11 protein-coding genes are annotated in these 11606 nt (G+C 46.5%); 5 read left to right on the top strand and 6 right to left on the bottom strand.

Annotated elements, in window-relative coordinates; genetic code table 11:
• Window positions 1-56 precede the first annotated feature (56 nt).
• The 3 genes from rfaE1 (at window position 57) to cysM (ending at window position 2655) form a co-directional block, all read left to right on the top strand.
• Window positions 57-947, top strand: coding sequence for a D-glycero-beta-D-manno-heptose-7-phosphate kinase (rfaE1, locus tag ACO0K1_RS03770; RefSeq protein WP_423023085.1), 891 nt, complete (start codon window positions 57-59; stop codon window positions 945-947).
• A 136-nt stretch (window positions 948-1083) separates the two neighbouring features.
• Window positions 1084-1467 carry a ComEA family DNA-binding protein gene (locus ACO0K1_RS03775; RefSeq protein ID WP_423022846.1) on the top strand — a complete coding sequence of 128 codons (384 nt, stop codon included), beginning with the start codon at window positions 1084-1086 and terminating at the stop codon, window positions 1465-1467.
• A gap of 285 nt (window positions 1468-1752) precedes the next feature.
• Window positions 1753-2655: a cysteine synthase CysM gene (cysM, locus tag ACO0K1_RS03780; protein WP_423022848.1), complete on the top strand. Its 903-nt coding sequence runs from the start codon at window positions 1753-1755 to the stop codon at window positions 2653-2655.
• 242 nt (window positions 2656-2897) lie between these two features.
• Here the strand turns inward: cysM and ACO0K1_RS03785 are convergent, their stop codons facing one another.
• The 5 genes from ACO0K1_RS03785 to ACO0K1_RS03805 form a co-directional block, all read right to left on the bottom strand.
• Window positions 2898-3197, bottom strand: a complete 300-nt coding sequence (locus tag ACO0K1_RS03785; protein ID WP_423022850.1) for a hypothetical protein — start codon at window positions 3195-3197, stop codon at window positions 2898-2900.
• Window positions 3198-3555: 358 nt separating this feature from the next.
• Window positions 3556-4659, bottom strand: coding sequence for a lytic murein transglycosylase B (gene mltB / locus ACO0K1_RS03790; RefSeq protein ID WP_423022852.1), 1104 nt, complete (start codon window positions 4657-4659; stop codon window positions 3556-3558).
• A gap of 16 nt (window positions 4660-4675) precedes the next feature.
• Window positions 4676-6670, bottom strand: a complete 1995-nt coding sequence (locus ACO0K1_RS03795; protein WP_423022854.1) for a transglutaminaseTgpA domain-containing protein — start codon at window positions 6668-6670, stop codon at window positions 4676-4678.
• A 4-nt stretch (window positions 6671-6674) separates the two neighbouring features.
• On the bottom strand, window positions 6675-7646 hold the full coding sequence (locus ACO0K1_RS03800; protein WP_423022856.1) for a DUF58 domain-containing protein: 972 nt from the start codon (window positions 7644-7646) through the stop codon (window positions 6675-6677).
• A gap of 4 nt (window positions 7647-7650) precedes the next feature.
• Window positions 7651-8571: an AAA family ATPase gene (locus ACO0K1_RS03805; RefSeq protein ID WP_423022858.1), complete on the bottom strand. Its 921-nt coding sequence runs from the start codon at window positions 8569-8571 to the stop codon at window positions 7651-7653.
• Between the two features lie 140 nt (window positions 8572-8711).
• On the opposite strand from ACO0K1_RS03805, the gene ACO0K1_RS03810 reads away from it, so the two are divergent.
• Complete coding sequence (locus ACO0K1_RS03810; protein ID WP_423022860.1) at window positions 8712-9650, top strand: histone deacetylase family protein; 939 nt, start codon at window positions 8712-8714, stop codon at window positions 9648-9650.
• Window positions 9651-9770: 120 nt separating this feature from the next.
• Window positions 9771-10313, top strand: a complete 543-nt coding sequence (locus tag ACO0K1_RS03815; protein WP_423022862.1) for a nuclear transport factor 2 family protein — start codon at window positions 9771-9773, stop codon at window positions 10311-10313.
• A 53-nt stretch (window positions 10314-10366) separates the two neighbouring features.
• Here the strand turns inward: ACO0K1_RS03815 and ACO0K1_RS03820 are convergent, their stop codons facing one another.
• A complete protein-coding gene (locus ACO0K1_RS03820; protein WP_423022864.1) occupies window positions 10367-11359 on the bottom strand; it encodes a glucokinase in 993 nt (330 codons plus the stop codon).
• Window positions 11360-11606: the final 247 nt, after the last annotated feature.

Below are 11606 nucleotides of genomic sequence, written 5' to 3' on the forward strand. Positions count from 1 at the left end.
AGAACAACTCCTTCGCCAGCAATCAAAATAAACGTATTTTGGTTGCTGGGGATGTGATGATGGACCGATATTGGTTTGGTGAGGTCAATCGTATTTCCCCTGAAGCGCCGGTACCTATCGTTCGCGTGGAACGTCGTGAAGAACGTTTAGGTGGCGCTGCCAATGTTGCCTTAAATGCGGTCGCTTTGGGCGTTGATGCTGGCTTGATGGGCGTGATAGGGAATGATGAGGCGGGCGATAACATCAATCGCTTACTCGAAAAATCTGGGATTGACTCTTATCTGAGCTGTGATCCGCAAATTTCGACGATTATCAAACTACGTGTCATCGGACGACAGCAGCAGTTGATTCGCATCGACTTTGAAGAGCGTCCGACTGAACATGTTCTGCAGGATAAGCTTAATCGCTTCAATACCTTGCTCAATGCTGCTGACGTGGTGATTTTTTCCGATTACGCCAAAGGTAGTTTGGTCAATGTCACTACCATGATCTCGGCCGCAAAAAGTGCTGGTAAGATAGTTTTGGTAGATCCTAAGGGAAGCGATTTTGTGCGCTACGCAGGTGCGACGCTACTGACACCAAATAAGTCTGAGCTGAAACAGGTTATCGGCGAATGGTTTAGTGAGGATGAACTGACTGAAAAAGCACAAAAATTGCGTCGCGACTTAGATTTGCAAGGCTTGTTACTGACGCGTTCAGAAGAAGGGATGACCCTTTATACCGAAGGTGAAATTGTCCACGTTCCAGCGATGGCGCGCGAAGTTTACGACGTATCCGGCGCTGGTGATACGGTCATTGCAACAATGGCGGTCATGATGGCAAATGGGTTGTCCATGCATGAGGCTGTCGTGATTGCTAATCGTGCCGGCGGCATTGTTGTTGGTAAGCTCGGAACCGCCACTGTTTCTCGCGAAGAATTATTTCCTGAGCAATTTGTTCAAGGTTAAAAATAGTAAAAAATAGTCAACCTTTTTGACGTCAATATCGTTCATTTATCAGGGTGATGGCTAACATGCAAAAGCAGTGTTTTCCAGCGTTCTGTCTTGTTGATTATTTTGATGACTATTTTTAGGAGTATTTTTCATGTTTAAAAAATTATTATTCGCCGTTGCTGCCATGGTCATGATGATGGGTGCCGCATTTGCCGACGTGGATGTTAATAAGGCAGATCAGGCTGCGCTGGATGGTATTAAAGGAATTGGTCCGGCAAAATCGAAAGCCATCATTGCCGAACGTTCAAAAAATGGTACCTTCAAAGACTGGAGTGATTTTGAAACTCGTGTAAAGGGCATCGGTGACAAAAATTCGGTCAAATTGTCGGCAGCTGGATTAACCGTGAACGGCCAACCGAAACCAGGCACTGCACCTAAAGTAAATGATAAAGTGAATGAAAAGGTGAACGCCAAGCCAGTGAAAGCCGACGCTGGTGCAACGTCAGCAAGCGCAGCATCTGTTAAAGCTAAATAAGCGCTGACAGAACAATTCCCAAATTGACATCGGTCATCCTTAAAAACCTCTGACTTATCATCAGAGGTTTTTTCTTATTTACTTATTTGAAGAATGTATAAAGTGCTTAATCACCTGAATGATGAAGGTAAACTGAAAATTACAATAATTTAAATGGTAAATAAATGATTTTGAGAGACTTTAATCGACAATCGTAAAAATCAGGCTTCGCATAATGACCCGAGAAAGATGCACGCATTTGCCGCTGCGTTTAGAATGACAGTTTGAATGACGAGAGGAAAATAAATGGCTTATCTGACGATAGAAGACACAATAGGTAATACCCCGCTCGTGCAATTGCAGAGAATTCCTGGCGAGGACAATGTGCGTCGTAACAACATTATTCTCGGCAAGCTTGAAGGCAACAATCCCGCAGGTTCAGTCAAAGATCGCCCTGCGCTTTCAATGATAAAGCGGGCAGAAGAACGCGGTCAGATCAAACCTGGTGACACGCTGATTGAGGCGACGAGTGGTAATACCGGCATAGCATTGGCAATGGCTGCTGCAATGCGCGGTTATAAAATGATTTTATTGATGCCAGAAAACCTCAGTATCGAGCGGCGTCAAAGTATGGCGGCATATGGAGCACAGATTCTATTGACGCCAAAAACCGGCGGAATGGAGTACGCACGTGATTTGGCTGAACAAATGCAGGTAGAAGGCAAGGGCGTGATTCTCGATCAGTTTGCCAATGCGGATAACCCACTAGCCCATTACGAAGGAACCGGTCCGGAAATTTGGCGCGATACCAATGGTAAGGTCACACATTTTGTCAGCGCAATGGGCACGACAGGTACGATTATGGGGGTGTCTGCTTACCTGAAACAGCAAAATCCAAGTATTCAGATTATCGGCGCACAGCCTGAAGATGGGTCGCAGATTCCAGGTATTCGTAAATGGCCTGAAGCCTATTTGCCTAAAATTTATGATAAAGCACGCGTTGATCAGGTTGAGTCCGTCACGCAATCAGACGCTGAGCACATGGCACGCCGACTGGCCGTTGAAGAAGGCATCTTCTGTGGTATTTCGGCAGCGGGCGCTTGCCAGATAGCATTGCGTATTGCACAAACAGTTGAAAATGCGACGATTGTCTTTATTGTTTGTGATCGCGGTGATCGCTATTTGTCGACAGGGGTGTTTCCTGCTTGACCTGCAACAATGTGGTGAGAATAACATCGGACGTGATTATCTGTTCAGCGTTGACCCGCGGATTGTCCGGTGACAGATTGTAAAATGAACGACATTGAATTTAGAAATGTTGGCTAGTTGTCAGACTAAATAGTTGGCCATTTTTTCGAAGACAAAAAAATACCGAAATTACTCGCAGGAGTAGCTTCGGTATTTTGCCTTTGAAATACGAACGCGTGGATTCGTATTTAAGGGGGTGTTTATTATGCAGCTTCTTTAGGTTTGAATTGCTTGTCGCTGATACGGAACTTAGCACGACGGTCGCCCATCAGTTCACGTAATTCTTTGATGCTAACATCGCTAATTTCATGCATGCGAATCAACAAAGACGCGCCAACAGGCAAGCGACGATGTCTGATTTTACTAATCACTGGTGGTGCAACTTCCAGTGCTCGTGAGAGCGCTGCGTCATTTTTTAAATGCAATTGTTTGATCAGAGTGTCCAAAAGATTATTTGGATCGTAGTCTATTTCATCTGATTCAAGCTGGGTCAGATTTGCCATAATTACCTCGCTGTCTAGTCTATTGATGCTGGATTTAGTTGCTTCAATGAGAATTAATCATACGGTAATATTGTATCTTTAAGATAGAAAATTCTTATCATAAAAATAGCAAAACATTGTTAAATCTATTGACACATTTCATTAATTGCATGCCATAGTATCAACGAGATTTTATCACTGTAGTTTAATTTATATTGAATAACAATTATTTTTTGAAAATAAATGATGGATAGATTTACCATCTTTTTTGCCTGGTTGAAAATACCCTGCAATACTAGTATTGGGCAAAATGTACTTTAGATCAATTGGTATATGTGAAACATATTGTTAAAAGTTGTTTTCTTCTCGCTATTTTTAGCTAATTTTTCCTTGCTATACTAATAACGCGGCCTAGATCAATCACTGACATTGCATAAAAGTAGCTACGGTTATATTGCGTAATCGCGTAAAAATTATCGGTACCTAGCCAGTATTCAGTTGGTTCATCACCGTTTTGCAAGTCAACAACGCCATATTGGATACCACCTGGCGCTTCTGCACTGGCTGTAGTTAATAGGCGCCCTAGATCCCCTAATGAGTAGGTGGCGCGCAATCCCTGCGATAAAGCAGTATGTAATTGCGCTTGCTCATCATTCCCTGCAATCAAAGTCGCTGGAAACACAGTAGGTAAGTGACGTTTCCAGCCGTGCACCGCAAGATAGTTGGCGACACTGCCAATAGCATCTGCAGGTGAATTCATCAAATCGATTTGCCCGTCACCATCAAAATCGACGGCATATTGACGTATGCTGCTTGGCATGAACTGTGATAAACCAATTGCACCAGCATACGAGCCTTTGAATGCAAAGGGATCGGCGTCAGATTCTTTTGCGATGAGCAGTAAATTTTCTAATTCTGATTTAAAAAATTGCATGCGTGCGGCACGCGTCGGCGTTTCTGGGTAGTCAAATGCCAGGGTAGTCAGTGTATCCATCGCTCTGAAGCTACCCGTATTTTTTCCGAAAATTGTTTCGACACCGATCAAACCCACAATAATTTCAGCAGGCACCCCATATTGCGTCTCAGCGCGAGCCAATACATCTGCGTTTTGGTTCCAGAATGCGACGCCAGCATCAATGCGGTGGGGTTCTACAAACCGGGCGCGATAGGCTTTCCAATTTTTGGGCTTCCCCGGCGGTGCCGGCCGCATTAGCTGGCGTGCAGTTTCGACATAACGCGCTTGATTAAAGGTAGCAATAAGTTCAGCTTCTTTAAACCCGTGTTTGTTGACCATATCGTTAATGAAACTGGTGACTTCCGCCCATTGCGTAAAATGGACATCCTCCTGCTGCCGTCCGGCGGAGGCTTTTTGCGATTTATTTGTTTTCTTGGTCGTGCTGGCGTGCGCCTGATCCGGGACAAGGCCAGCGTTAAATATCAGTGCGCTCAGGCTGAGGAGCAATAAAAAATGAGAATGTTTCAAAATTCGTATCTGCAAATTATCGGCAGGCAGCCAGTAAAACTTTCAGCCTTTGGGTGACACTGCGGTCTGATAGGTCATGCTTACCGTACTTAGCAGTCGTATAAAAATTTAAAAAATGTTCTACTGGCGTCAATTTATCACCGGGTAATTCATTGCGCAGACGATGCAAATAGGCCTGAGGCCCTTCGTCGATTTTACGGGCTACCGCCAACTTCTCCATTCGGGAGCAGAACGAAAAGTATACTCTATCCAATGGTGATATTGTTGGTTTGTTAAGCACCAATGGTAGGGCAATGACACTGATCAAAACGCAGCCGCTCATAAAAAACAACAGACTGATCTGCCCCCAATCGAAATTTTTAAATCCCAGCGAGTCGAGAAGATTTCTTTGTGTGTTCTGGTTGTAATTTAAGATCCATTGATTCCATGAGTTATTCAATGCGTCCCAGCGCATGTGTAGCCCCTTAACCCAGGAGATGCCGGAGAAAGCTTGCCCCATGAATCCAGCTAATCCCTTTTGTGGTATTGCCCGAGCAAGATTTTGTGTGACACGTTCCGGCGCTACCGCGGCAGTTGGATCTATTCTGACCCAGCCTTCACCCTTCAGCCATACCTCTGACCAGGCGTGAGCGTCTGATTGGCGAATTTCAAAAAAACCATCAACGTCATTGAGTACACCGCCTTGATAGCCAGTAATCACCCTTGCCGGGATATTGGCTGCACGCATAATATTGACGAACGCGCTGGCATAATGCTCGCAAAAGCCAGCACGACTTTTAAATAAAAAATCGTCGATGCTATTGATCCCCAAGAGAGGTGGCTCTAGTGTGTAGGCGAATTCCTGATCATGAAAATAATCCAGCACGGCCCTGATTAATTGGTGATCATCGCTATAGTTGCGCCTCAACTGTGTCGCGAAATTGTGCATGCGCGGATTGTATCCGTTGGGTAAGTCTGTATCCATGATCCGTTCGTCAGCCTCGAGATCAAGCTGAAATTGAAATTGCGGCGTTGATGCGATTTCATAACGTAATCGTTGAATAACGGGTTCTGTACTTCTTAGTTCCATGTATTGGTTGAGCTGGCCCACGCTACGTTCTTCAAACGTCGCGGATGAGCTGGGCATATCGATCGCAAACATCCAGCGCTGCCCTTGTGGCTCGAGGATAATTTGTTGGTTGATTTTTTTGCCGGAGAAGGAAATCATCGCAGTTTGGTTCCTCGTACCGGCTGGTGCGGGGCTCCAGGTTTTTCCATCGTAGTCGCTCATCACAATGCCACGCCAGTAGAGCATCGACTTATTGGCTATGGGCTGGTCAAATTTGGCGCGGAAGGCGATTTCTTCTGATAGTACCAAATCGCTAATCCCACCCGGCGCCATCGTTTCTGACAGACCTGAGCGTCCATTATGCGCGTCACCCGGCAAGCCCCAAAGCGGGCCCTGGATTCTGGGAAACAGAAAGAACGCACATAAAGTTAATGGAATTGCGAGCCCCAAAAGACTGATGCTAAGCTTGAATTTTTTCCGCAGAGTTGGTACAAGCCCGGTATATTGAAATGACAGCTGGGCAGTTAATAAGAGCGTGGTAGCTAACAACGTAAATGCCGCAGCGAAGATCGTTTGCTGATAAAAAAAGCTACTTAATAATAGGAAAAAGCTGAGAAAAATGACGACAAATAAATCCCGTTTTGCATGCATTTCTAAAAGTTTGCATGTCAGCAGAAGTACGAGCATTGTCACGCCAGCTTCACGTCCTAAAAACGTGCGGTACGTCAGATAAACACCAAGCATCAGTAAGCCAGCGATCGGTAACAACAACCATGTTTTTGGCAAACGCCTGCCAGTCAGTGTTAGCCATGCACGCCAACTGAGCATGCAGCCACATCCTGTCGTGACCCACCAACTAACATGACCTGCATGCGGAAGAAGTACACACAAGCAGGCGGTTAACAGCAGCAAAGTATCCACTTTGTCGCGGCTTAAAATGGTAGAAGAGAATCCTGGGCGCATGGATTTACAACTCGTAGAGTGCGAGTACACGCAAGCAGGCGTTGCGGTGCGCAGGCCCCTGCGCCGCGATAAAATTGTTACCACCAAGGCGAAACGCGTAGGGCAAGCCGCTACGGTCAGCTTCGAGTACCCAACTGGTCATGCGGGAGAGCTTCAGTTCGGTGTCCATCAACTTGGGGAGCACGGCAAAGTCAATGACGATATCGCTACCAGCGCCACCTGCAAATTGTTTTGTTACCAGTTGGCCGCCAATGGAGGTATCAACGCGGGCAATGTGTTTCCATGCCAGATGTTTCATGGGGTCACCCGCTTGATACGCACGCACGCCGGCGAAATCGTCGTGTCCTGATTGTCCATGCACGGCATCTTTACTTTCTCCGGCGATGGGAAGCGGAGGTGCATTCGGCTCGGGTTGTGGGTAAATGAGCGCTTTGCTATCTGGCAGCCAGGTACTCCAGGCACGGAGTAGCCCCAAAGGAAACCATGTCTGTAAACGAATTCTTGGGATCGCTTGCCAACCTCGTTGCCGTGCAGGGTAACTGAGTTGTAAAGCAATTTGGCTCTGTGGTGCAACATCGACCGCCGTTTCTGGATGTCCAGGCTCTGAAATACCAACCCAAATGGCAAAACGTTGATGGGAACGACGGTTAATCAGCATGATCGTGAACTGCGCTTCTTCACCCGCAAATACCGCTTGCGCTGCACCTGCCTTTAAATGCAAATAAGCAAGATTGCGGAATCCGAAAAATGCATTGATTGCAGCGACACTTGCCAAGACAAAGGTTAAGGCAAATCCCAGACTCAGATTGTAATTGGTGGCAGTGACAAACATTAATAACAACAGTAAGACAAACATCCAGCCTGGCTTACTGGGAAGCGTAAAGACGCGTCTTTGTTTCAGAAATACTTCACCACTTTCTGGTTGATGTTCCAGAAAAATGATCTTTCTCAGCCGTTGCCGCCATAAATCAAGCATGGTCTTAAACTGGTACACGTTTCATTAATTCGGCGAGCAATTCGCTACTCATATTGATTTTTCCGGTGACGGATTTAAGTGGCCTGAGGCGATGCGCAATGACCGGAATGATCACCGCCTGTACGTCTTCTGGCAGGACATGATCGCGCCCTTCAAGCGCCGCCCACGCCCGCGCTGCCTGCAACAGAGCGATGGACGCGCGTGGGCTCATGCCTTCAGCGAACAAATCGCCTTGACGGGTCGCGCTGGCAAGAGATTGTACATAGTCGATTAATGGGCCTGAGGTATGGATTTTTTTGAGTTGTTGCTGCGCCTGAACCAATTCCTCGGCTTGCATAACTGCTGGCAAACTTGCTAATAAGCTACGACGGTCTTCGCCCAAAAGTAATGCCCGTTCAGCTGCCGCATCCGGATAGCCCAGTGACAAACACATCAGAAATCGATCAAGTTGTGATTCAGGCAATGCAAAGGTTCCCACCTGATGCGCGGGATTTTGCGTTGCAATCACAAAGAATGGCGAAGGCAGGGGGCGTGTTTGTCCCTCGACGGAAACTTGTCGTTCTTCCATGGCTTCAAGCAAAGAAGACTGCGTCTTAGGCGTTGCCCGATTAATCTCATCGGCCAGCAATACTTGCGTAAAGACCGGGCCAGGATGGAATATGAATTGATTTTTTTCACGATCAAAAATGGAAATCCCGACCACATCGGCAGGCAACAAATCGCTTGTAAATTGTAATCGATTAAATTTCAGACCCAGGGAAATAGCCAAGGCATGCGCCAACGTGGTTTTGCCGACGCCTGGCAAATCTTCGATCAATAAATGCCCACCAGCGAGCAAGCAGACTAAAGCCTGTCGAATCTGCAGTTCTTTGCCAATGATGACATTATTGACTTGTCTGGCAACCTGATGCATTTTGGCAAACATGCTTTTCCTTCATTTAAAAATCAAATCATAGTGTAAACCGATTTGTTGACTTGTGTTGTAATCCAAGATGAACAGCCACGCCGATTTGCAAAAGCGTGCAAATAGGCGGAAACTTATTAAAATTAATAAAAATTTGAGACATGACAACCGCGTATTATTCACACCCAGACTGCAAACGCCATGAAATGGGCGCTTGGCACCCAGAGTCCCCTGATCGTTTGCAAGCGATTGAAGATCAATTGATCGCGAGTCGTATCAATACCTTGCTTGACTATCGTGAAGCCCCTTTGGCGCTCGAGTCGGACCTCGCCCGGGTACATACCTCTGACGCTATTTATCGTATCCGCGAAAACTGCCCTTCGGAACGCTCTGACTATGAGCATTTTCCTTTAGATGCAGATACGTCCTTAAATGCCTACACGTGGCGTGCTTCTTTACGAGCGGCAGGTGCTGCTATTGCGGCAACCGATGCAGTCATTAACGCCGAAATCGAGAATGCATTTTGTGCGATCCGTCCGCCGGGTCACCACGCGACCAGCAAAGAAGCAATGGGTTTTTGCATGTTTAACAATGTCGCTGTGGCAGCCAAGCATGCCTTAGAAGTACGTGGTTTGCAACGCGTGGCAATTGTTGATTTTGATGTCCATCACGGTAACGGTACAGAAGAGATTTTTAATCACGATCAACGTGTATTAATGGTGAGCTTCTTTCAGCATCCTTACTATCCGTACAGCGGTGCAGAGCAACCATCGGAAAATATGGTCAATGTGCCGGTTCCTGCGCATAGCTATGGCAATGTTATCCGCGAATTGGTCACTGAAAAGTGGCTGCCGGCGTTGCGGGAATTCAAACCAGAGATGATTTTTATTTCGGCCGGTTTCGATGCGCACCGCGAAGATGATATGGGGCAGCTGGGCTTGGTGGAAGCGGATTATGCCTGGATGACCCGTGAGATCATGAACGTGGCGAAGTCGTATTCGCAGGGACGTATAGTGAGTTGTCTTGAGGGAGGGTACAATCTGTCCGCCTTAGGACGAAGTGTGATTGCCCACGTCAAAATGTTGGCAGATCTGGAGTGAGTCCAAGGTTCTGGTTTTTTTGACTTGAACCCTAAGATTGCTCGGACGGCCATTACCTGCCACTTATAACGGATTTGTAAAGGATTCATAAGGAATTCGTTTGCCCCATGGGATATATCTATGAATAAACTGTGCCGCATCTTCTTGCTACTTTCTTCATTGGTTTTTGTTCCGGCCGTTGTTACCGAAGTTGCCGACGCTGCCGACCTTGCTAACGCTGCCAATAGTCAAACTGAGACGATACAAAAACTGAATCAATTTATTGACGGCTGGCACGACGATGCGGCGCATGCGCGGCTTGCTTATTTTGACAAGATGACCGCTGATGCGGTGTATATCGGCACCGATCAATCCGAGCGCTGGACTCGCGATGAATTCAAAATCTGGGCGAAGCCAGCCTTCTCAAGGCCTGGCGCTTGGGCATTTACCGTCATCAATAGACATATTGCGATGACCGAAGACCAAAGCGTACTGTGGTTTGATGAGCAATTACAGACCAAAATGGGGATTTGCCAGGCATCAGGGGTAGTCAGGCAGACGGCCGAAGGTTTTAAAATTGCGCACTACCAATTGTCGCTCACAGTGCCCAATGCGCTGATTGATTATCTGGCAGAAGGTGTAAAAAAACAGGCGCAGTCAGAAAAAAATAAACCATCACCTTAAACGCATCGTCGTCATAAATAAAGGCGGTGATCTGTCACCACCTTCGATGTGTCCTAGCCACGTTGCTTGGCTTTCATATAGCTTTCCGGCGTCAATAAGGCGGAAACACCGATAAATGCAGGATAGGGATCGGTAATCACAAACGTTGGAATTTCTTGAAGGTAGCTGCTAAATCGACCCTTTTGTTCGAAGCGTTGACGGAAAGGTGATTCAATAAAAAAATCCCCAAGGCGGGGAACAATTCCGCCACCAATATAGATACCGCCCTTGGTTCCCAAAGTGAGCGCAAGGTTGCTCGCTGCGGTACCCAAGATTTCACAAAACGTATTGAGTACTTCGCGGCATAGCGGACATTGATTTGAGAGCCCGCGCGCCATAATGTCGGGCGGTTCAAGGTCATCAAATGCGACATTTCTTAAGCTTGCAAGAGCGTTGTAGATCAATCGCAAGCCTGCGCCAGAAAGTAGTCGTTCCATCGAAACGTGCGCATATTGTTCAAGCGCATATTCCAATATCGCAATTTCTCTGCGGTTTGCGGGTGAAAATGATGCGTGTCCACCTTCGCTTTCAAGTGCTACCCAGCCATTGTTTGTATGAATTAGGCCAGAGACACCCAAGCCGGTTCCGGCGCCTAATAAGCCAATGACACTTTGATGCTGCGGTTCGCCTTGGCCGCATTGGTATTTTTGATGTTCATCTAAATGCGGTAGGGCCATGGCCAAGGCATTGAAATCATTCATTACCAGTAACGTCGACAAATTGAATTCGGCTTGTACTGCGCTGATCGAGAACGACCAATCGTGATTTGTCATTTTTATCAAATCACCATGCACCGGATTAGCGATCGCAATGCCTGCTTTTTGAATTATTTGTGCGCCTGCCAGGATGGGAGGAGCACTCGTTAAATAAGTGCGTATGGCGGCTGAAATTGTCGGATATTCCGAGCATTGTAAAACGGCGATTGTCTCACATTTTCCATGTGCCGTTTCTATAGCGAATCTGGCGTTGGTGCCACCGATATCAGCCAGTAAATGAGGATATGACATGTCTTGGAGTTAAGTTTAATTAAGAATGAGAATGCAGTTGAGACTTTGTAATTACTGCTCGCAAGTTTGATTGATGGCGAGCATTTCTTACTTACCTATTGAAACTTTACGATGGCCTTGTTTTTACTTGATACTTGATCGCTGATATGAGCATGGTTTGAAAAAAAAGACTGTAATGATCTACAGTCTTTTTTTGTCAATCGATTGTTTGGCGATGCGCATGCTGTTGAAGTTTTTCCTCATCAGC

Origin of the sequence: Undibacterium sp. SXout20W, from assembly GCF_049340285.1 — a bacterium.
Lineage (GTDB): Bacteria > Pseudomonadota > Gammaproteobacteria > Burkholderiales > Burkholderiaceae_D > Undibacterium.